This window comes from Nocardioides sp. YIM B13467 (genome assembly GCF_042788075.1).
Classification (GTDB): Bacteria; Actinomycetota; Actinomycetes; order Propionibacteriales; family Nocardioidaceae; genus Nocardioides.
On sequence record NZ_JBHZPJ010000004.1, the window covers coordinates 18,913 to 38,547 of the forward strand.

General features: G+C 70.5%; 20 protein-coding genes. 13 read left to right on the forward strand and 7 right to left on the reverse strand.

Annotated elements, in window-relative coordinates:
* Positions 1 to 8: 8 nt before the first annotated feature.
* On the forward strand, positions 9 to 2,054 hold the full coding sequence (locus ACFX43_RS01030; RefSeq protein WP_378815939.1) for an acyltransferase family protein: 2,046 nt from the start codon (positions 9 to 11) through the stop codon (positions 2,052 to 2,054).
* Between the two features lie 10 nt (positions 2,055 to 2,064).
* Here the strand turns inward: ACFX43_RS01030 and ACFX43_RS01035 are convergent, their stop codons facing one another.
* From ACFX43_RS01035 to ACFX43_RS01045, 3 genes are read right to left on the reverse strand one after another with little or no spacing between them, the layout of a single operon-like run.
* Positions 2,065 to 3,366, reverse strand: coding sequence for an MFS transporter (locus tag ACFX43_RS01035; RefSeq protein WP_378815941.1), 1,302 nt, complete (start codon positions 3,364 to 3,366; stop codon positions 2,065 to 2,067).
* 50 nt (positions 3,367 to 3,416) lie between these two features.
* Positions 3,417 to 4,343 carry a serine hydrolase gene (locus ACFX43_RS01040; RefSeq protein WP_378815943.1) on the reverse strand — a complete coding sequence of 309 codons (927 nt, stop codon included), beginning with the start codon at positions 4,341 to 4,343 and terminating at the stop codon, positions 3,417 to 3,419.
* Complete coding sequence (locus ACFX43_RS01045) at positions 4,340 to 5,209, reverse strand: LysR family transcriptional regulator (RefSeq protein ID WP_378815945.1); 870 nt, start codon at positions 5,207 to 5,209, stop codon at positions 4,340 to 4,342. The genes ACFX43_RS01040 and ACFX43_RS01045 overlap by 4 nt, the downstream gene beginning before the upstream one ends.
* 108 nt (positions 5,210 to 5,317) lie before the next feature.
* On the opposite strand from ACFX43_RS01045, the gene bla reads away from it, so the two are divergent.
* Positions 5,318 to 6,196, forward strand: coding sequence for a class A beta-lactamase (gene bla, locus ACFX43_RS01050; protein ID WP_378815947.1), 879 nt, complete (start codon positions 5,318 to 5,320; stop codon positions 6,194 to 6,196).
* Positions 6,197 to 6,300: 104 nt separating this feature from the next.
* Here the strand turns inward: bla and ACFX43_RS01055 are convergent, their stop codons facing one another.
* Positions 6,301 to 7,182, reverse strand: a complete 882-nt coding sequence (locus ACFX43_RS01055) for an SDR family oxidoreductase (protein ID WP_378815950.1) — start codon at positions 7,180 to 7,182, stop codon at positions 6,301 to 6,303.
* 81 nt (positions 7,183 to 7,263) lie between these two features.
* Here ACFX43_RS01055 and ACFX43_RS01060 point away from each other — a divergent pair, with 81 nt between their 5' ends.
* From ACFX43_RS01060 to yidC, 5 genes are read left to right on the forward strand one after another with little or no spacing between them, the layout of a single operon-like run.
* Positions 7,264 to 8,007: an enoyl-CoA hydratase family protein gene (locus ACFX43_RS01060; protein ID WP_378815952.1), complete on the forward strand. Its 744-nt coding sequence runs from the start codon at positions 7,264 to 7,266 to the stop codon at positions 8,005 to 8,007.
* Positions 8,004 to 9,074: an NAD(P)H-dependent flavin oxidoreductase gene (locus ACFX43_RS01065; protein WP_378815954.1), complete on the forward strand. Its 1,071-nt coding sequence runs from the start codon at positions 8,004 to 8,006 to the stop codon at positions 9,072 to 9,074. Before ACFX43_RS01060 ends, ACFX43_RS01065 begins: the two co-directional genes overlap by 4 nt.
* 16 nt (positions 9,075 to 9,090) lie before the next feature.
* Positions 9,091 to 9,660, forward strand: a complete 570-nt coding sequence (locus tag ACFX43_RS01070) for a GNAT family N-acetyltransferase (RefSeq protein ID WP_378815957.1) — start codon at positions 9,091 to 9,093, stop codon at positions 9,658 to 9,660.
* A 35-nt stretch (positions 9,661 to 9,695) separates the two neighbouring features.
* Positions 9,696 to 9,983, forward strand: a complete 288-nt coding sequence (locus ACFX43_RS01075; RefSeq protein ID WP_378815958.1) for a hypothetical protein — start codon at positions 9,696 to 9,698, stop codon at positions 9,981 to 9,983.
* Between the two features lie 56 nt (positions 9,984 to 10,039).
* Positions 10,040 to 10,873 carry a membrane protein insertase YidC gene (gene yidC / locus ACFX43_RS01080; RefSeq protein ID WP_378815960.1) on the forward strand — a complete coding sequence of 278 codons (834 nt, stop codon included), beginning with the start codon at positions 10,040 to 10,042 and terminating at the stop codon, positions 10,871 to 10,873.
* Here yidC and ACFX43_RS01085 read toward each other — a convergent pair.
* Genes ACFX43_RS01085 through ACFX43_RS01095 form a run of 3 tightly spaced genes read right to left on the reverse strand, consistent with a single transcriptional unit; the run spans position 10,857 to position 14,003 of the window.
* Positions 10,857 to 12,005: an acetyl-CoA C-acetyltransferase gene (locus ACFX43_RS01085; RefSeq protein WP_378815962.1), complete on the reverse strand. Its 1,149-nt coding sequence runs from the start codon at positions 12,003 to 12,005 to the stop codon at positions 10,857 to 10,859. The two genes, yidC and ACFX43_RS01085, sit on opposite strands and share 17 nt — an antisense overlap.
* A 16-nt stretch (positions 12,006 to 12,021) precedes the next feature.
* A complete protein-coding gene (locus ACFX43_RS01090) occupies positions 12,022 to 12,816 on the reverse strand; it encodes an SDR family oxidoreductase (protein WP_378815964.1) in 795 nt (264 codons plus the stop codon).
* The gene (locus tag ACFX43_RS01095; RefSeq protein WP_378815966.1) at positions 12,813 to 14,003 is read right to left on the reverse strand and encodes an acyl-CoA dehydrogenase family protein; all 1,191 of its coding nucleotides are present in this window, start codon (positions 14,001 to 14,003) and stop codon (positions 12,813 to 12,815) included. Before ACFX43_RS01095 ends, ACFX43_RS01090 begins: the two co-directional genes overlap by 4 nt.
* 47 nt (positions 14,004 to 14,050) lie before the next feature.
* Here ACFX43_RS01095 and ACFX43_RS01100 point away from each other — a divergent pair, with 47 nt between their 5' ends.
* The 6 genes from ACFX43_RS01100 (at position 14,051) to ACFX43_RS01125 (ending at position 19,630) form a co-directional block, all read left to right on the forward strand.
* Positions 14,051 to 14,896 carry an enoyl-CoA hydratase gene (locus ACFX43_RS01100; protein WP_378815968.1) on the forward strand — a complete coding sequence of 282 codons (846 nt, stop codon included), beginning with the start codon at positions 14,051 to 14,053 and terminating at the stop codon, positions 14,894 to 14,896.
* A 124-nt stretch (positions 14,897 to 15,020) separates the two neighbouring features.
* On the forward strand, positions 15,021 to 16,151 hold the full coding sequence (locus tag ACFX43_RS01105) for an acyl-CoA dehydrogenase family protein (protein WP_378815970.1): 1,131 nt from the start codon (positions 15,021 to 15,023) through the stop codon (positions 16,149 to 16,151).
* Entirely contained in the window at positions 16,148 to 17,125 is a 978-nt protein-coding gene (locus tag ACFX43_RS01110; RefSeq protein WP_378815972.1) for an acyl-CoA dehydrogenase family protein, read from the forward strand. The genes ACFX43_RS01105 and ACFX43_RS01110 overlap by 4 nt, the downstream gene beginning before the upstream one ends.
* On the forward strand, positions 17,122 to 18,078 hold the full coding sequence (locus ACFX43_RS01115; protein ID WP_378815974.1) for an acyl-CoA dehydrogenase family protein: 957 nt from the start codon (positions 17,122 to 17,124) through the stop codon (positions 18,076 to 18,078). The genes ACFX43_RS01110 and ACFX43_RS01115 overlap by 4 nt, the downstream gene beginning before the upstream one ends.
* Positions 18,075 to 18,884 carry a CoA transferase subunit A gene (locus ACFX43_RS01120; protein ID WP_378815976.1) on the forward strand — a complete coding sequence of 270 codons (810 nt, stop codon included), beginning with the start codon at positions 18,075 to 18,077 and terminating at the stop codon, positions 18,882 to 18,884. The genes ACFX43_RS01115 and ACFX43_RS01120 overlap by 4 nt, the downstream gene beginning before the upstream one ends.
* On the forward strand, positions 18,881 to 19,630 hold the full coding sequence (locus tag ACFX43_RS01125) for a CoA-transferase subunit beta (RefSeq protein ID WP_378815978.1): 750 nt from the start codon (positions 18,881 to 18,883) through the stop codon (positions 19,628 to 19,630). The genes ACFX43_RS01120 and ACFX43_RS01125 overlap by 4 nt, the downstream gene beginning before the upstream one ends.
* The last annotated feature ends 5 nt before the right edge of the window (positions 19,631 to 19,635 follow it).

The following is a 19,635-nucleotide window of genomic DNA, read 5'->3' on the forward strand; positions in this document are numbered from 1 at the left end:
GTGACCCGATGCCGCAGCCTCCCCGACCGCCGCGCATCGCTGAGATCCACGGGTTGCGGGGGTTGGCGCTGGCGCTCGTGGTGGTCTTCCACCTCTTCGGCAACGGCCGGGTCTCGGGCGGCGTCGACGTCTTCCTCGCGCTGACCGGGTTCCTGGTGACCCGGTCGCTCGTCCGCCGGGTCGCGTCGTCCCAGCTGCGGCTGGGGGACCACTACGGACGTACGTTCCTGCGGCTCTCGGCTCCCACGCTGGTCGTGCTCGCCGGGACGGCGGTGCTGATGGTGACGGTCATGCCGCGGTCGATGTGGAGCTCGACGTTGCGGGAGATCGCTGCCTCGGCGGCGTACGTCCTGAACTGGGAGATGATCCGGTCGCAGCTCGCCTACGGGGCGGCCGGGCCGAGCGCGAGCCCGCTGCAGCACTTCTGGTCGCTGGCGGTTCAGGGACAGTTCCTGCTGGCCTGGCCGGTGGTGGTGCTGGTGGTCTGGCGGGTGGCGCGGGCGCGGCTCCGGCTCGTGCTGGCGCTCGTCGTGGCGGTGGCGACGGTGGCCTCGTTCGTCTTCGCGTGGCGGCTCGGGATCACCGACCAGCAGGTGGCCTACTTCCACACCGGGGCACGCTTCTGGGAGCTCGGCGTGGGCGCGCTGCTCGCGCTCGGGCTGGACCGTCTCCGCCCGCCCGGGGCCGTGCGCCCGGTGCTCGCCTGGATCGGGCTGCTGCTCGTCGCGAGCTCGGGGTTCGTGCTCGACGGTGCCGCGCTCTTCCCCGGCCCGTGGGCGCTGTGGCCGGTCGGCGGGGCGCTTCTGGTCGTGATCGGGTCGGGGTCTGCGTACGCCTGGGGACCGCAGCGGCTCCTCTCGGTGAGGCCGCTGCGGTTCGTCGCGGACATCTCCTTCCCGCTCTATCTGTGGCACTGGCCGCTGCTGGTGGCGTGGCTGAGCTGGACGTACGCCACCCGGACCACGCTCTTCGCGGCGGTTGTCGTGCTCTCGGCCTCGGTGGTCCTGGCCTGGCTCACCCACCGGTTCGTCGAGGTGCCGGTCACGCGGGTCGTGCCACGCTTCGCCGGGCTCGGGCAGCTCGTGGCCATCCCGGTCGTGCTCGCACTGGTCGCGGGCACGACGATGGCCGGCGCCACCGCGGTCGAGCGCCAGGACGCGGCGGCGAGGGCGGCCGCCGTCGCCGCCGCGGAGAAGTACGCCGGCTGCATCGGCGCCGCCGCGATGGACTCCGCGACCGCCGGCTGCGAGGGTCCGGACCGGCTGCTCGACGCCAGTCTCGGCTACCAGGCGCCCGACGGGTCGGGCTGCTGGTCCAACAAGGAGCGGCCGGTGCGGTTCAAGGTGTGCACGCTCGGGCCCGCTCGCGGCTACACGCGGCGGCTGCTCGCGATCGGCGACTCGCACAACCACCAGCTCGTCCCCGCCTACCGCGAGATCGCCGAGCGGCGCGGGTGGCGCATCGACGTCGCCAGCCGCGCCGGCTGCCACTGGAACGCGCGCGATCGCGTCGGCACTCCCCGGACCACCGTCGAGCTGTGCCGGCAGTGGAAGTCGCGGCTCGCGACCTATCTCTCAGAGGAGCGGGGGATCGATGCGTACGTCGTCATCCACTCCAGCCAGGTTTCGGTCGAGGCCGTCGGTGACGAGACGCCCGGCGAGGCGCTCAGCCGTGGCCTCGCGGAGGCATGGGCGAGCCGGCCGGACCCGTCGGTGCCGGTCATCGCGATCCGGGACAGCCCGATCTTCGAAGGCAGCACCACCCGGTTCGCCCGCGTCGTCCAGCCGTGCATCGACGACGCCGGACTCGCGGCGGGGTCGACCTGTGCTCGCGACCGGGAACGGGTCGTACGCGACGACGGCAGCGCCGGCGCGGTTCACCTGACCCCGAACGCCCACCGTGTCGACCTCACCGACTACTTCTGCGAGGCCGACACCTGCTCCCCCGTCGTCGGCAACCTGCAGGTCTACCAGGACGGCTTCCACATCTCGCCGCTCTACGCCGCGACCCTCGCGCCCTATCTCGGCGACCGGATCGCGACGATCCTGCGCTGATCTCGCAGAGCTAGGCGAGCTCGGCGGCGACCGCCTCCGGCTCGTCCTCTCGCGGGAAGTGGGTCTGCTTGAAACGTACGGCCAGCTTGGTCGACGGTCCCATGGCGGCGGCAGCGGCGACGACGATGGCGCCGATGACGAGCCAGCCGGCGCCGCTGTAGAAGTCGGGATGCCAGCCCATGGCGAGGAAGGTGAACAGGGCGGGGGCCCAGGCGCCGCCGAGCTGGCGGCCGATGCCGGCGACGCCTTCGTACTCACCCCGTCGGTCGGGGTCCATGAGCTCGGCCTGGAAGGCCCACGAGGCGGAGCCGATGGCCAGCTCGGCGCCGGTCACGGCGACGTGGCCGAGCCAGACCAGGAAGATGGTGAGGAACCCGCGGGTGTCGTGGGTGACCAGCGTGATCGCGCAGGCGGCGACGAAGAACGCGCTGCTCCACCACACCCGGCGCAATGCGTCGCGGACGTCGTGGACGCCCTTGGACGTGTAGGCCGGAAGGATGATGCACAGCACCGTGTTGGTGGCGAAGAGCCAGGCCAGCAGCCAGCGCGGCGAGTCGGTGTATTCGACCAGCCACAGCGGGATCACGGTGTGCAGCAGCACCTGGTTGCTCCACAGCGTGCCGGTGAAGGTGGTCACCAGGAGCCAGCCGACGTTGCGCAGCGCGCCCGGGCCGGGCAGCTTCTCGGTGACCTCGCCGGCCGCGCGGCGCTCCTCGTGAGGCGCCCTCGGCAGCCGGGTGATCCAGACGGAGTTGGCGATCCCGATGGCCAGCGCGAAGAACGGCACGCCCCACTTGAGGACCGTGTCGGTGTCCAGGGCGAGCGCGATGCCGGCGATCAGGGCGCCGATGGTGAAGCCGAGATTGAGGCTGGAGTACATGAACGCCTGCGTCGCGACCCGCTCCTTGTCGGGCAGCACATCGAGGACGTACGCATTCCGGCCGGCGCCGCCCGCGTTGTTGACCACCTCGAAGACGACGATGACCGCCAGGTAGGCCCAGAAGCCGTGGATGAACGGCATCGTCGCGAACATCAGTGCGCTGATCAGCGCGCTGATCGCCCAGATCCGCTTCGGGCCGATGAAGTCGGCCAGCCGGCCCATCGGGTAGGCGGTGAGGAACGACGCGATCCCCGCCACCGTCAGGCCGACACCGATCTGCGCCGGGCTCAGGCCGACGAAGGCGACGAGGTAGAACGCGGCCGCGGTGTTGAACGTGCCGTCCCCCGCCGCGAAGAGCAGCGACTGCGTCGCCAACCGCCGCGACAACGGTGTCGGCGGGATGAGGTTGCTGATGAAACCGGGCAGGGGCACCGGCCAATTCCACCACCGCGACCGGGTGGTTGCCGACTGGTTTTCTGGCCTCAGCGGGGGCGGCGGGAGGCGAGGGCCTCGACGGCGTCGCGGGCGGTGGCAGCGATGGCGAGATCGACGTCGTTCTGGATCCGGGCGGTGCGGTCGGAGTCGGTGAGCACGGCGATGGCGACGCGACCGGCGGGGTGGATGACCACGGCGATCTCGTGGCGCAGGGTGAGGAACCCCCCGGTCTTGCCGGCGAGCTCGATGTCGTCGGCGAGCAGGTCGGCGGCGATCCGATGGGTGAAGACCTGCTTGCCCATCAGCCGCCGCACCAGCTCGGTCGCCTCGGGCTTGGCGACCTCGTCGCGCCAGACCCGCTCGAGCAGGCCGACGCAGGCGCGCGGCGAGCCGATCGTGGCGCGGCCGACGTCGAGCGAGTCGATCACGTGCCGACCACCCGGCCGGCGGCCCTCGACCGCGAGCTGGGTGGCGAGGGCGAAGTCGTGGCCGGCGATGCGGGTGGCGTAGTCGTACATCGGCTGCATCCGGTGCCGCACGCGCAACCCCTCCACCCCCCACTCGGCGAGCTGCTCGTCGACCTCGCGCGGCGAGACCAGGTCGAAGAGCGCGTCGGCGGCGGCGTTGTCGCTGAGACCGAGCATCATCAGCATCAGGTCGGTGACCGAGCAGGTCGCGTCGTGGGTGAACGCCGAGATGCCGTACGGCCCGTAGCTCCGCTCCGCCGCGGTCAGCGTCACCATCGCACTGCCGTCGATCTCGCCGCGGGCGATCCGGTCCGCCACCACCAGGGCCAGCGGGACCTTCGCCACCGACGCCAGCGGCATCGGCCGGTCGACGCCGACCCCGACCTCGTGGCCGGTGTCGATGTCGCGGGCGAGGAACGCGACCCGGACCTGGAGCTCCCGGAAGCGCTCGGCGGTCGCCTCGGCGAAGTCGATCAGTCCGCGGTCGCTGCCGACGAGCGGGCTCATCCGCGTCCTTCCTCGGGTGCGCCGACGCAGGCACCGAGCAGGGCGAGGGCCTGCTCGCGCACGGGGCCGGTCGCCAGCGGTCCGGGCGGTGGTGGCTGCTCGACCAGGCGATGGCCGCGCGCCACCTTGTCGGCGAAGGGCGACCAGCTCAGTCCGTACGTCACCGCCTCATGCCGCGCGCAGACCAGGCTCGCGCGCCCCGCCATGGTCTCGGCCACCGCGAGCTGGTGCGGGGCGCGGCGCAGGGTCGCCGGTCCGATGCCGGCCCGGTCCGCGAGCCGTCGCAGCCGGCCGGCGGGATCGTCGAGATCTCGCGGGAGAGCCAGCACCTGCGTACGTTCGCCGCCTCGGCGGGGGCGCATCGCGCTCAGCGACACCGACCCTTCGGCGGTCCCGGGAGCGGTGGCCGCGCCCAGCGGGGTGAGCCACGTGGCCGCGTCCGGGTCGCACGCCTCGACCGTCCAGGCGGCCGACTCCGGCGTCCCGTCGTGGTCGCTGTCGCTCGCGAGGCGTACGTCGACGCCTTCGGCCTCCAGCAGCGCGACCAACCGCGCGAGCGGCGCGGGGTCGCATCCGGACGGCACCGCGACCACGAAGCTCTCCCGGTCGTGGCGGCGGATGCTCCGCAGCAGATGGTCGGCCTGGTCGAGCAGGTGCCTGGCGCGTGGCAGGAGCGCCGTGCCGGCCGGGGTGAGCGCGATCTGGCGCCGGGTGCGGTCGAGCAGCTCCACCCCGAGCTCCCGCTCGAGAGCACGCAGGCGACGGCTGAGGAGCGGTTGGTCGACGCCCAGCTCGAGAGCGGCCTCGGAGACGCTCATCTCGTCCGCGACGGCGGCGAAGCCGCGCAGGTGAAGCAGTAGGTCCACGCGTACAGGATGGCTGATCGGCCCCACCTCGTCCCATGTCGGCGATGCATACGTCCATGCCGGATCGTCCTTGGACGCCGTCGCCGCGGCGGCATCACGATGCTCGGCATGACCACACCGATCCTCAGCCGCCGCGCCATCCTGGGCGGAGCCGCCACTGCGGTCGCCGTCGCCGCGACCGGAGTCAGCAGCTCCGTGGCGTACGCCACCGACAGCCCTTCGATCGCCGCGCTCGAGCAGAAGCACCAGCGTCACCTCGGCGTCTGGGCCAAGAACATGCGGACCGGCCGCGTCCTCGAGCACCGTGCCGACGAGCGCTTCCCGATGCTGTCGACCTTCAAGACCCTGCTCACGGCCTCGATCCTGCGCGATCATCCCGCGCGTACGCTCCAGCAGCGTCTGACCTGGGAGGCGGCCGATGTCGTCGTCAACTCACCGGTCACCTCGCTCACGACGCGCAACGGTCTGACCGTCGCGCAGCTCGCCGAGGCGACGATGACGCGCTCCGACAACACCGCCGCCAACGAGCTGCTCCACCTCATCGGTGGCCCCTCCGGCATCACCAGGTTCGCCCGATCGCTCGGCGACACCGTGACCCGGCTGGACCGCTGGGAGCCCGACCTCAACAGCGCGATCCCGGGCGACCCGCGCGACACCACCTCGCCCCGTGCGATCGCGCAGACCTACACCAAGCTGGTGCTCGGCAACGCCCTCGACCGCGCCGACCGGGACCAGCTGATCACCTGGATGCTGGCCAACCAATCGACCGTCACGAGGTTCGGCGCCGGGGTTCCGGCCGGCTGGCGGCTCGCCGACAAGACCGGCGGTGGCGACTACGCGTCGCGCAACGACGTCGGTGTCACCTGGACTCCTGATGGCGCCCCGATCGTCATCGCCGCCCTCACCCGCTCCGACGACCCCGCCGCCACCCCGCTCGACGTCCCGCTCGCGGACATCGCGGCGACGGTGTGTGGGGAGCTCGGCTGAGGCGCAGGGATACCCGGTTAACCGGGAAAACCTGCACTTCTCTGGCGTTGCATTGCCTGAGAAGTGCAGGAATACCCTGTTAACCGGGTATCCCTACATGCGACTCAGGCCCCGTACACCTTCTCCGGCACCGGCGCCTGCGCGAGCAGCTTGCGGAGGGCGGGGCCGACGTCGGCAGCGTCCCAGCGAGTTCCGGCGTCGGCGGAGGGGCCGTGGGCCCAGCCGTTCTCGACGGTCATCGTGGGCCCGTCGATCTCGATGACCCGGCCGGTGACATCGCGCGCGTCCGGAGATGCGAGCCAGGCGACGACCGGTGAGTTGTCCTCGGGCAGTGCCATGGCGGAGGTGTCGAAGGCGCCCTCGGTCATCCGGGTCTTGGCGACCGGGGCGATGGCGTTGACGGTGACGCCGTAACGGGCCATCTCGGCGGCGGCGACCAGGGTGAGCCCGGCGATCCCGGCCTTGGCGGCCGAGTAGGTGCCCTGCCCGATCGAGCCCTGCAGACCCGCGCCGGAGGATGTGTTGATGACCCGGGCATCCCGCTGCCGGCCCGCCTTGGACTCGGCCCTCCAGTACGCACCCGCGTGCCGCAACGTCGCGAAGTGACCCTTCAGATGCACCCGGATGACCGCGTCCCACTCCTCCTCGGAGGTGTTGACGAGCATCCGGTCGCGTACGAAACCGGCGTTGTTGACGAGGATGTCCAGTCCGCCGTACGTCTCGATGGCCTGTCGCACCATCGCCTCGGCCTCCGCGAAGTCGGCCACATCGGCGGCGTTGGCAACAGCCTCCCCACCTGCAGAGACGATCTCGTCAACGACCTGGGAAGCGGGCGACTCGCCGGTGCCCTCGCCCGCCAATGAGACGCCGAAGTCGTTGACGACGACCTTCGCCCCGTGACGTGCGAGCTCGAGCGCGTGTGCCCGGCCGATGCCTCGCCCCGCTCCGGTGACGATTGCGATCCGGCCTTCGAGCAGTCGAGCCATGGTGGCGTCCCTTCCCATTCTTGCGTTCAGAAACCAAGCAAGTGCTAGGGTACCAAGCAATCGCTAGGTTAGGAACGGACCATGGGCATCTCCACCGAGATCACCGACGAGCAGATCGCCGTCGTGACGATGAACCACCCTCCGGTCAACGCACTGCCGGTGAAGGGCTGGTTCGAGGTCGCCGCCGCCGTCACGACCGCCGCCGACAACGGCGCACGAGTCGTGATCCTGCGCGCCGAGGGGAAGGGCTTCAACGCCGGCGTCGACATCAAGGAGATGCAGCAGATCGAGGGCTTCGAGGGCATCCTCGGCGCCAACCGCGGCTGCTACGCGGCGTTCAAGGCGATCTACGAGTGCCCGGTCCCGGTCATCGCCGCGGTCAACGGCTTCTGCCTCGGCGGAGGCGTCGGCCTGGTCGGCAACGCGGACACGATCGTGGCCAGCGACGACGCCTTCTTCGGCGTACCCGAGGTCGACCGCGGAGCCCTCGGCGCCGCCACCCACCTGAGCCGGCTGGTGCCCCAGCACATGCTGCGTACGCTCTACTTCACCGCCCAGACCATCACCGCCCAGCGGCTCCACGAGCTCGGATCGGTCCACCAGGTCGTCCCGCGGGAGGACCTCGACGAGGCCGCCCTGGAGGTCGCGCGACAGATCGCCGCCAAGGACCCGCAGGTCATCCGCGCGGCCAAGGCCGCGCTCAACGGCATCGACCCGGTCGACGTGAACGCCTCCTACCGCTTCGAGCAGGGCTTCACCTATGAGCTCAACCTCGCCGGCGTGGCCGACGAGCGCCGCGACGCCTTCGTGAAGGACGGACGATGAGCACCGCACAGACATTCCGTACGCCACTGACCGAGCTGACCGGTGTCGACCACCCGATCGTGCAGACCGGCATGGGCTGGGTCGCCGGCCCGCGCCTCGTCTCCGCGACCGCCAACGCGGGCGCGCTCGGCATCCTGGCCTCGGCCACGATGACCCTCGACGAGCTCGAGAAGGCGATCATCGAGGTCAAGGGCCGCACCGACAAGCCGTTCGGCGTCAATCTGCGCGCCGACGCCTCGGACGCTCCCGACCGCTGCCGGCTCCTGATCGACCACGGCGTCAAGGTCGCCAGCTTCGCGTTGGCGCCCAAACCCGAGCTCATCAGCAAGCTCAAGGAGCACGACATCGTCGTGATGCCCTCGATCGGCGCGGCCAAGCACGCCAAGAAGGTGGCGGGCTGGGGCGCCGACATGGTGATGATCCAGGGCGGGGAGGGCGGCGGCCACACCGGAGCGGTCCCGACCACCCTGCTCCTCCCCAGCGTCCTGGACGCCGTAGACATCCCCGTCGTCGCCGCGGGCGGCTTCTTCGACGGCCGCGGACTCGCCGCGGCGATGGCCTACGGCGCCGCCGGCATCGGGATGGGCACGCGCTTCCTGCTCACCGCCGACTCGGCCGTCCCGGAGGACGTCCGACGGCGCTACCTGAGCTTCGGCCTCGACGGCACCGTCGTGACCACCAAGGCCGACGGCATGCCGCACCGCCTGCTCCGCACCGAGTTCATCGACACCCTCGAGAAGGAGGGTCTCACCGCAAAGCTGCTGCGCACGCTCAAGCGCACACGCCAGTTCAAGGAGTTGTCCGGCCTGCCGTGGCGGACGCTCATCAAGGACGGCCGAAACATGGTCCACGGCGGCGACCGCACCTGGGCCGAGGTCGTCCTCGCCGCCAACACCCCCATGCTGCTCCGCGCCGGCCTCGTCGAGGGCGACACGAACGCCGGGATGCTCTCCAGCGGACAGGTCGTCGGCCTCCTCGACGACCTCCCCACCTGCGAGGAGCTGGTCGACCGCATCGTCGCCCAGGCCACCGACCGCCTCAAACACCTGGACGCGACCCGCGCCTGAGCAGCATTCTTGCGCCATGGTGATCGAGGTTCGCCCGGCGACGGTGTTCGAGGACGTACGCACGCTTGTCGGTCCCAAACGCCCCGACGCCAGCGTGTGCTGGTGCCTGAGCTACCGGATCCCCTCCACGATCAACAACAAGATGCGCGGCCAGGAACGCGGTGAGTTCGTACGCGACCTCCTCGCCGACGGGCCGCTGGGCGTGCTGGCCTACGAGGGCGATGATCCGGTCGGCTGGGCCGCCGTCGCCCCACGCGCGGACACGACCTTCGCCCGCAACCGGAAGATCCCCCACGTCGACGACCTGCCGGTCTGGTCCGTGTGGTGCATCCGGGTCCGGCCGGGCCATCGCGGCAAGGGCATCTCGCACACGCTGATCAAGGGCGCCGTCGACTTCGCGCGCGACCGCGGCGCCCCGGCCATCGAGGCCTACCCGCTCGACAACAAGGGCGCCAAGGTCGACCTGACGATGGCGTACGCCGGGATCCGCAAGAACTTCGAGGCCGCGGGCTTCACCTGGGCCGCCGACACCACCTCGGTCCTCGCCGGTCACCCGCGCGTGCTGATGCGGCGCGACCTGAGATGAGGGCCTGGTTGACCTCCATCGGTAGAGTGTGAGTCGTGAAGAACGAGACGAGCCGCGTACGCATCGCGCTCGTCGCACTTTTCACGCTGATGCTCCCGGCGCTGATGAGCGTCGATCCCGAGCAGGCGCTGCTCACCATCGCGGTCTCGACCGCGCTCGCCGCGGTCGCCGTCGGCGCGATCCACAACGTCGGCGCCTTCGCCCTGGTCAGGGCCCATTCGACGGCCCCACGCGACTCCTCCGACGGGCCTCACCATCTCGCTGCCCGGGTCACCGACCCGGTGTGCTCCCCGCGCCGCCCGCGCGCTCCTGAGCAGGTCTGACCGCTCGCCCACCGGCGAGCCCGTCAGCCCTACCCACTCGCCTCAGGAGCACACCCATGTCCGTTCTCGCCCCGTTGTCGCACGCCCTCGCCGCCGTCCTCGCCGGCGCCCACCACGTCCTCGCCTTCGCCGGGGACAACGCCAGCTGGCTGCTGGCCATCGCCGCCGTCGTGGTGCTGGTCCGGCTCGCCCTCCTGCCGCTCACGATCCGCGGCGTACGCCACTCCCACGCCGCCGCCCGGGCCCGCCCGCAACTCCAGGCGCTGACGAAGAAGTACGCCAAGAAGAACGCGAAGGGCAGCCCGAGCCAGGCCGATGTGATGGCGATGATGGAGGAGCGGCGCAAGATCAACGAGGAGCACGGCGTACCCCGCTTCGCCATGCTCGCCGCCTTCGCCCAGCTGCCGATCTTCCTGGCGCTCTACCACCTGCTCTCCGACGTCAGCCGCAACAACGCGGTCGGCGCGATGAACGACTCGCTGGTCGCCTCACTCGGGAACGCGACGTTCCTGGGCACGCCGCTGACCGGCCACGGCTACCTCTCCGGCGACACGACCCACCTGGTGATCACCCTCGGCCTCGCCGCGACCGCCGCGGCGGTCAGCTACCTCAGCCAGCGGCTGTGGGTCCTGCCCAACATGGTGCGCGCCGACCTGCCCGAGTCGATGGTGCGGATGCAGGAGCTCATGCCCGTCATCTCCGCCGCGGGCATGCTCCTCGCGGGCAGCAGCGTCCCTCTCGCCCTGCTGGTCTACTGGGTCATCAGCGGCCTGTGGACCGCCGGCCAGGCCGCGGTCATCCACCACTGGTTCCCCACGCCCGGCTCCCCCGCCGCCGCTCGCGCCGAGAAACGACACGAGAAGCGAGCTGTACTCACAGCCGCTCGATGATGGTGACGTTCGCCTGGCCGCCGCCCTCGCACATGGTCTGGAGGCCGTAGCGGCCGCCGGTGCGCTCGAGCTCGTTGAGGAGGGTGGTCATCAGCCGGGTGCCGGTGGCGCCGATGGGGTGGCCGAGAGCGATGCCGCCGCCGTTGACGTTCACCTTCGAATGCGGGACGTCGAGCTCCTTCATCCACGCCAGGACGACGCTCGCGAAGGCCTCGTTGCACTCGAACAGGTCGATGTCGTCGACCGTCAGACCCGTCTTGGCCAGGGCATGACGAGTTGCCTCGATCGGGCCGGTGAGCATCCAGACCGGGTCGTCGCCGCGGACCGAGAGGTGGTGGATCCGGGCCCGCGGGGTGAGGCCGAAGGTGCGTACGGCCGCGGCCGACGCCACCAGCAGCGCCGAGGACGCGTCGCAGATCTGCGAGGCGACGGCGGCGGTGATCCGCCCGCCGGGAGCGAGCGGCTCCAGGGAGGCCATCTTCTCGAGCGAGGTCTCCCGCGGGCACTGGTCGACGGCGAAGTCACCGACCGGCACGATCTCCCGGTCGAACCGCCCCTCGGCGATGGCGGTCTTGGCGCGCTGGTGCGAGGCGAGCGCGTACGCCTCCATGTCCTCGCGCGAGATGTCCCACTTCTCGGCGATCATCTCCGCGGATCGGAACTGGGAGACCTCCTGGTCGCCGTAGCGCTTCACCCAGCCGGGCGACTCGGCGAACGGGGTGGTGTAGCCATACTGCGCCCCCACCAGCATCGCCGCCGAGATCGGGATCGCGGACATGTTCTGGAGCCCACCTGCTACGACCAGGTCCTGGGTCCCCGACATCACTCCCTGAGCCGCGAAGTGCACCGCCTGCTGAGAGGAGCCGCACTGCCGGTCGATGGTCACGCCGGGTACGTGGTCGGGCAGCCCGGCCACCAGCCACGCGGTCCGCGCGACGTCGCCGGCCTGCCCGCCGATGGTGTCGCAGCAGCCCATGATCACGTCGTCGACGGCTCCCGGGTCGATCCCGGTGCGGTCGACGAGCGCGGCGAGTGAGTGGGCGCCGAGGTCGGCCGGGTGGACCTCGGCCAGCGCGCCCCCGCGCTTGCCGACAGGCGTACGAACCGCGTCGATGATGAATGCCTCAGACATCTGGTGACCCTCTCGATCAGGCGTGCTGGCTGGAGACGGAGACGACCTCGCCGGTCATGTAGGACGAGTAGTCGCTGGCCAGGAAGACCATGACGTTGGCGACCTCCCAGGGCTCGGCGGCGCGGCCGAAGGCCTCTCGGCCCTTGAGCTCCACCAGGAGCTCGGGCGAGGTGACCTTCTCCAGGAACGGGTGCATCGCCAGGGACGGCGAGACCGCGTTGACGCGGATCCCGTGCGGAGCGAGGTCGGCGGCGGCGGAGCGGGTCAGCGCCATCACCCCGGCCTTGGCCGCGGCGTAGTGCGCCTGCCCCTCCTGCGCCCGCCAGCCGATCACGGAGGCGTTGTTGACGATGACGCCGCGCTTCCCGGCGGCCACGAACCGCTGCCCGACCGCTCGGACGCATCGGAACGTCCCGGTCAGGGTGATGTCGAGAACGCGGGACCACTGCTCGTCGGTCATCTCCAGCACCGAGGCGGTCCCACCGAGGCCGGCGTTGTTGATCATCACGTCGACACCGCCGTACGGCTCCGCGGCATCGAGCAGCGCCTGGACCTGGTCCTCCTGCGTGACATCGCAGGTCACAGCCGTGATCCGGTCCTCCCCGAACTCCTCGGCGAGGGCATCGCGCGACTCCTTGAGCCGGCGCTCGTGGGTGTCGGAGACGACGACCGCCTTCGCGCCCTCCTCGAGCACCTTCCGCACCACCGCCGCCCCGATCCCCGCACCGGCGGCCGCCGTCACGACGACGACCCGTCCGTCGAGGAGCGAGTGGCCGGGGACGTACGCGGGGCTTGGCTGTTCCGGCTTCATGCACGGGCCTCTCTGCGTGATTCTCTGGGCAGGCCGAGCACACGCTCGGCGATGATGTTCCGTTGGATCTCGTCCGAGCCGCCGTAGATCGTGTCGGCGCGGGAGAAGAGGTAGAGGGACTGCAGCCGGTCGAGCGCGTAGTCCTCGCCGGTGGTCAGGCCGGCGAGGCCGAGGACGTCCATCGCCAGCTCGCCAAGGTCGCGGTGCCACCGGGCCCAGAGCAGCTTGGAGACGCTCGCCTCGGGGCCCGAGGAGCCGGAGTCGTACGCCGACAGTGTCCGCAGCGCGTGCAGCCGGAGCACCTCGAGCCCGACGTGGGCCTGGGCGAGCCGAGCGGCGATGCCGGGGTCGTCGATGGTGCCGTTGGCACGCGCCGCGTCCTCGACCATCTCCAGCTCGCGCGCGAAGCCGACCTGCTGGCCGATCGTGGAGACGCCGCGCTCGAACCCGAGGGTCGCCATCGCGACCTTCCAGCCGTCGCCGGGCTCGCCGACCACCAGGTCCGCGGCGGTGACCGCGCCGTCGAAGAAGACCTCGTTGAACTCGGAGGTGCCGGTGAGCTGCTGGATCGGTCGTACGTCGACCCCGGGCTGCGCCATCGGCACCAGCAGATAGGACAGCCCGTGATGGCGCGAGGAACCCGGCTCGGTCCGGCACACCACGAAGCACCAGTCGGAGAGGTGGGCGTTCGAGGTCCAGACTTTCTGCCCGTCGACGACCCACCGGTCGCCGTCCAGCCGCGCGCGGGTGCGCACCCCGGCCAGGTCGGACCCGGCGCCGGGCTCGGAGTAGCCCTGACACCACAGCTCCTCCACCGCCACGATCTTCGGCAGGAACCGCTCCTTCTGAGCGGACGTGCCGTGGGCGATCAAGGTGGGTCCGAGCAGCTCCTCGCCGAGATGGTTGATTCGCACCGGGGCGTCGGCCCGGGCGTACTCCTCATGGAAGATCACCTGCTGGAACAGCGGCAGGCCGCGTCCGCCGTGCTCCTCGGGCCAGCCCAGACACGTCCACCCGTGTGAAGCCAGGTAGCGGTTCCACGCCAGCCGCCCTTCGTACGACTCGTGATCGCGCCCGTTCCCGCCGGTGCCGCGCAGCGCGGCCCACTCGCCCACCAGATGGTCGGCCAGCCACTCGCGCACCTCGGCACGGAACGCCTCGTCCTCGGCGGAGTAGGTCAGGTCCATGCCGGACAACCTACCAAACCAAGCACTTGTTTGGTAGCGTCTGCGGCATGAGCGCCACTCCAACCGAGACCAGTGTCGTGACGTACGAGACCCACGGACCCGTCGCGGTGGTGCGGCTGAACCGCCCCGAATACCGCAACGCCCAGAACTCGAAGGTGACCTACGCGCTCGACGCGGCGTTCACGCGAGCGACCAACGATGACGAGATCAAGGTGATCGTCCTCGGCGGCAACGGCAAGCACTTCTGCGCCGGCCACGACATCGGCACCCCGGGCCGCGACATCGACGAGAGCTTCGAGCGCAAGGCCGTGATGTGGTGGGACCACGTCGGCAAGGAGGGTGTCGACTCCCGCTTCGCGCGCGAGTCCGAGGTCTACCTCGGCATGTGCCGCCGCTGGCGTGAGCTGCCGAAGCCGACGATCGCGATGGTGCAGGGCGCCTGCATCGCCGGCGGCCTGATGCTGGCCTGGTCCTGCGACTTCATCGTCGCCTCCGACGACGCCTTCTTCTCCGACCCGGTGGTCAAGATGGGCATCCCCGGGGTCGAGTACTTCGCGCACCCGTGGGTCACCAACCCCCGCGCCGCCAAGGAGATGCTCTTCACCGGCGACCGGTTCTCCGCCGAGCAGGCCGAGCGCTGGGGCATGGTCAACCATGTCGTACGCCGCGACGACCTCGAGACCGAGACGCTCGCCCTCGCGGGGCGGATCGCCGAGATGCCGCGGCTGGGGCTGGCGCTGGCGAAGAAGGCGGTCAACCAGGCCGAGGACCTGATGGGCATGCGCGCCGGGATGGACTCGGTCTTCGGCCTCCACCACGCCGCGCACGCGCACAACGCCGAGGTCGGCAAGGACTCGCTCGCGGGAATGAACGCGAGGTCGATGAAGTCGTGAAGTTCGAAAACAGCATGCTGGGGCCGAGCAGCGCCGATGTAACACGTTGTTCGTCGGACTACTCGCCCGGTCAGAACGACCGGATAGTCCTACGAACGACGTGTTACAGCGACCGAGGAGCGCAATGAGCACCTTGGAGTTCACCGGAGCCGAGGAGGCCTTTCGGGTCGAGGCGCGCGAGTGGCTCGCTGCCAACAACCCCGGCCGGCTGCCGTCGATGGACACTGCCGAGGGTGCCGCGGCGCACCGGGAGTGGGAGCGCACCCTGGCCTCCGGTCGGTGGTCGGTGGTCGCCTGGCCCGAGGCGTACGGCGGTCGCGACGCGTCGCTCACCGAGTGGGTCATCTTCGAGGAGGAGTACTACCTCGCCGGCGCCCCCACGCGGATCAGCCAGAACGGCATCTCGCTGCTCGCGCCGATCATCTTCGGCCACGGGACCGAGGCTCAGAAGGAGCGCTATCTGCGCGACATGACGGACGGCACGCTCGTCTGGGCGCAGGCGTGGTCGGAGCCGGAGGCGGGGTCCGACCTGGCCTCGCTCCATGCATCCGCGACGCGGGTCGAAGGCGGCTGGAGGCTGAACGGGCAGAAGACCTGGAGCAGCCGGGCACCCTTCGCCGACCGCGGCTTCGGTCTCTTCCGCTCCGATCCTTCGGCGGAAAGACATCGGGGCCTGACGTACTTCCTCTTTCCTCTCGAAGCCGACGGCGTCACGGTCCGTCCGATCGACCAGCTCGACGGCACTCCCGGTTTCGCGGAGATCTTCTTCGACGACGTCTTCGTGCCCGATGAGGACGTGCTCGGCGGGGTCGGCGACGGCTGGAAGGTGGCGATGTCGACCGCGGGCAACGAGCGGGGTCTGTCACTGCGTTCGCCGGGGCGGTTCTGTGCCGCGGCGGAGCGGCTGCTGGACCTGTGGGCGTCCGAGCCGCAGCCTCACCTGCGTGACCAGGTCGTCGACGCCTGGATCGGGGCCGAGGCCTACCGCCTCTACACCTGGGGCACCGTCACCCACGTCGAGGCCGGCGGCTCCGTCGGCACCGAGGGTTCGATCAACAAGCTGTGGTGGTCCGACCTCGACCTCTCGCTGCACGAGACCGCACTCTCGCTGCTCGGCGCCGACGCCGAGCTCTCCGGTCCGTGGGTCGACGACTACCTCTTCTCCCTTTCCGGCCCGATCTACGCCGGCACCAACCAGATCCAGCGCAACATCGTCGCCGAGCGCGTCCTCGGCCTGCCGAGGGGTGACCGATGAGATTCGGACGTACGCCGGAGCAGCACGCCTTCTCCGAAGCACTCGATGACCTGCTGGCCGCCGCCGACGTCCCCTCGGTCTCGCGCGCCTGGGCGGCCGGTGACCACTCGGCCGGGCTCAAGCTGTGGCAGCGGCTCGCCGAGCTCGGTGTCACCGGGCTGCTGGTGCCGGAGGAGCACGGAGGCGTGGGGGCCACCCCGGTCGACCTGACCGTCGCGTTCGAGCGGCTCGGCTATCACGGCGTCCCTGGTCCGTGGATCGAGTCTGCCGCGGTCGTGCCGCATGTCCTCACCGGTACACCCGATTCTGACCTCCTCCCGCGGCTGGCTTCCGGCGAAGCGATCATCTCGGTCGCCCCCGAAGCAAGGGCCGTGGATGCCGATATTTCCGAGCGAACGTACGCGCTGAGCGCCACCCTCCACGACGCGGTTGTCGGCGCCGAGCGGAAGTCGGTCGACCCGACCCGACGGCTCTTCGACGTGACCCCAGGCGAGGAGATCGCCATGGTCGACGCGGCGACGGCGCTCGACCTCGGCACCCTCGCCTGCTCGGCCCAGCTCCTCGGCGCCGGGCTGAGGCTCCTCGACGATTCGGTCGCCTATGTGAAGCAGCGGACGCAGTTCGGGCGCCCGATCGGCGAGTTCCAGGCGGTGAAGCACCTGCTCGCGGACGTACGCGTCGCTCTGGACTTCGCGGCCCCGCTGGTGCACAACGCAGCGGTCGAGCTCGACGCGGAGGCGCCCACGGCGGCCCGAGCGGTCTCGGCCGCGAAGGTGGCGACCGGCGACGCGGCGTACCTCGCCTCGCGCACCGCGCTCCAGGTCCACGGCGCGATCGGCTACACCCGCGAGTTCGACCTGAGCCTGTGGATCCTGAAGGTGCGCGCGCTGGTCGGCGCCTGGGGCACCCCGGCCGAGCATCGTGCGCGGATCCTCGCTCTGCTTACCGAGGGCGGGCTGGTGGAGGGCCGATGAGGTTCGCGCTCACCGAGGAGCAGTCCGACCTGGTCGCGACCGTGCACACGCTGATCGCCAAGCGGGCCGCGTCGATGGATCTGCGTGCGGCGATCAGCACGCCCGAGGGCTACGACACCACCCTTTGGCAGACGCTCACCGAGCAGATCGGGGTGACCGCGCTGGCGGTCCCCGAGGCGTACGGCGGGGTCGGCTGCACCTACATCGAGGCGCATCTCGTCCTCGAGGAGCTCGGCGCCACGCTCACGCCCTCGCCGTTCGTCGGCACGCTGCTGGCGACCCAGGTGCTGACCGCCGCCGACACCCTGCAGGCCGGCGAGCTGCTGGCGCGGATCGCCGGCGGGGCCACGGCCGCGGTCGCCGCTTCGGGATCCGATCTCGTCATCGACGCGTCCAGTGCTGAGATCCTCCTGGTGCTGCGCGGCGACCAGGTCCACGCGGTGGATCCTTCGGCGGCCACGGTCACCCCGACCCCGGCGCTGGACCCGACCTGGAGGTTCGCGACGGTCACGATCGACGACCTCCCGGATGTATCCGTCGGAACGGTCGACCCGGCGTACGTCACCACAGTCGGCGCCACCATGATGACCGCCCTTCAGGCCGGAGCGGCGCGCGAGGCGCTGGAGCGTACGGTCGCCTATCTCAAGGAGCGCCACCAGTTCGGTCGGTCGCTCGGCTCCTTCCAGGCGCTCAAGCACCGCTGCGCCGACCTGCTGGTCCAGGTCGAGACCGCGCGGACGATGAGCTGGGCAGCGGCTTGGGAGCTCACGCAGCCGACTCCAGACGTAAGTCTCGTCCATGCCGCCAAGACCTGGTGCTCCGATGCGTTCTCGCAGGTCGCGGCCGAGATGATCCAGCTCCACGGCGGGGTGGCGATCACCTGGGAGCACGACGCCCACCTCTACTTCAAGCGCGCCCACGCCACCGCCCAGCTCTTCCGAGGAGACACGTGAACAAGACACTCCCCCTCACCGAGGTCAGCAGCAAGCTCGAGTCCGGGATGACCATCGGTATCGGCGGCTGGGGCTCGCGGCGCAAGCCGATGGCGCTGGTCAAGGAGATCCTCCGCAGCGACATCACCGACCTGACCGTGGTCGCGTTCGGTGGCCCCGACGTGGGCCTGCTCGCCCGTGCCGGGAGGATCCGCAAGCTGGTCTACGGCTTCGTCAGCCTCGACTCGATCCCGCTCGACCCCAACTTCACCCGCGCCCGTGAGCGGGGCGAGATCCCGGAGACGAGCGAGTACGACGAGGGCATGTTCGTCGCCGGTCTCAAGGCGGGCGCCAACCGGCTCTCGTTCCAGCCCATCCGCGCAGGCCTCGGCAGCGACGTGATGGTGATGAACCCCGACCTCAAGACGGTGAAGTCGCCCTACGACGACGAGGAGTACGTCGCCGTCCCCGGGCTCCGCCTCGACGTCTCGCTCATCCACCTCAACCGCGCCGACGCGGCCGGCAACGGCCAGTACCTCGGCCCCGACCCCTACTTCGACGACCTCTTCGCGATGGCCGCCGACACCACGATCATGTCCGTCGAGCAGATCGTCTCCACCGACGACCTCACCGCCAAGGCCGCGCCGCAGACGCTCCTGGTCCCCCGGATCTTCGTGAACCACGTCGTCGAGGCCCCCGGCGGCGCCCACTTCACCAGCTGCGAGCCGGACTACGGCCGCGACGAAGAGTTCCAGAAGACGTACGCCGCAGCAGCCAAGTCGGATTCCGACAGTGACTGGACCGAGTTCGAGGAGCGTTACCTGTGACCCAGCAGACGATCAGCCGAGCAGACATCTGCGTAGCCGCCGTCTCCGACGCCTTCAAGGGCTCCGGGGAGGTGCTCGCCCACGCGGTCGGCATCGTCCCGGCCATCGGCGTACGCCTGGCCAAGGCCACCCACACCCCCGAACTCGCACTCAGCGACGGTGAGGCGTTCATGATGGCCGAGGCTCCACCGCTGCTGAAGACCGCGGCGGCCGGCGGCACCCCGGAGGCCTGGGTGCCGTTCCGCAGCATCTTCGACATCGTCGCCAGCGGCCGCCGGCACTCGATGATGGGCGCCAGCCAGATCGACCGTCACGGCAACCAGAACATCTCCTCGATCGGCGACTGGCGGCAGCCGAAGCGGCAGCTGATCGGCGTACGCGGCGCCCCGGGCAACACCGTCAACCACCGTGTCGACTACTGGGTCGCCAAGCACTCCGCCCGGATCTTCGTCGACCGCGTCGACGTCGCCAGCGGTGTCGGCAACGACCGCGCCACCGGCACCGCCGGGCGCTTCCACGACCTGGGCGTCGTCGTCACCAATCTCGCCGTCTTCGGCTACGACGAGAACGGCCTGATCAAGGTCGACTCGATCCACCCGGGCGTCACGCCCGAGGAGCTCCAGGACGCCACCGGCTTCTCGATCGACGCCACCGACGCGCCCCTCACCCGCGAGCCCACCCCGGACGAGCTGAAGATCATCGAGGCAGAAGACCCCAAGGGCCTCCGCTTCAAAGAGGTCCCCTAAGACCC

What these genes read in the sequence shown, in the direction of transcription:
- ACFX43_RS01030 (WP_378815939.1), top strand. Translation starts at nt 9, where the DNA reads ATGCCGCAGCCTCCCCGACCGCCGCGCATCGCTGAGATCCACGGGTTG.
- bla (WP_378815947.1), top strand. Translation starts at nt 5,318, where the DNA reads ATGACCACACCGATCCTCAGCCGCCGCGCCATCCTGGGCGGAGCCGCC.
- ACFX43_RS01100 (WP_378815968.1), top strand. Translation starts at nt 14,051, where the DNA reads ATGAGCGCCACTCCAACCGAGACCAGTGTCGTGACGTACGAGACCCAC.
- ACFX43_RS01090 (WP_378815964.1), bottom strand. Translation starts at nt 12,816, where the DNA reads ATGAAGCCGGAACAGCCAAGCCCCGCGTACGTCCCCGGCCACTCGCTC.
- ACFX43_RS01085 (WP_378815962.1), bottom strand. Translation starts at nt 12,005, where the DNA reads ATGTCTGAGGCATTCATCATCGACGCGGTTCGTACGCCTGTCGGCAAG.
- ACFX43_RS01070 (WP_378815957.1), top strand. Translation starts at nt 9,091, where the DNA reads ATGGTGATCGAGGTTCGCCCGGCGACGGTGTTCGAGGACGTACGCACG.
- ACFX43_RS01060 (WP_378815952.1), top strand. Translation starts at nt 7,264, where the DNA reads ATGGGCATCTCCACCGAGATCACCGACGAGCAGATCGCCGTCGTGACG.
- ACFX43_RS01110 (WP_378815972.1), top strand. Translation starts at nt 16,148, where the DNA reads ATGAGATTCGGACGTACGCCGGAGCAGCACGCCTTCTCCGAAGCACTC.
- ACFX43_RS01065 (WP_378815954.1), top strand. Translation starts at nt 8,004, where the DNA reads ATGAGCACCGCACAGACATTCCGTACGCCACTGACCGAGCTGACCGGT.
- ACFX43_RS01115 (WP_378815974.1), top strand. Translation starts at nt 17,122, where the DNA reads ATGAGGTTCGCGCTCACCGAGGAGCAGTCCGACCTGGTCGCGACCGTG.
- ACFX43_RS01105 (WP_378815970.1), top strand. Translation starts at nt 15,021, where the DNA reads ATGAGCACCTTGGAGTTCACCGGAGCCGAGGAGGCCTTTCGGGTCGAG.
- ACFX43_RS01055 (WP_378815950.1), bottom strand. Translation starts at nt 7,182, where the DNA reads ATGGCTCGACTGCTCGAAGGCCGGATCGCAATCGTCACCGGAGCGGGG.
- yidC (WP_378815960.1), top strand. Translation starts at nt 10,040, where the DNA reads ATGTCCGTTCTCGCCCCGTTGTCGCACGCCCTCGCCGCCGTCCTCGCC.
- ACFX43_RS01040 (WP_378815943.1), bottom strand. Translation starts at nt 4,343, where the DNA reads ATGAGCCCGCTCGTCGGCAGCGACCGCGGACTGATCGACTTCGCCGAG.
- ACFX43_RS01095 (WP_378815966.1), bottom strand. Translation starts at nt 14,003, where the DNA reads ATGGACCTGACCTACTCCGCCGAGGACGAGGCGTTCCGTGCCGAGGTG.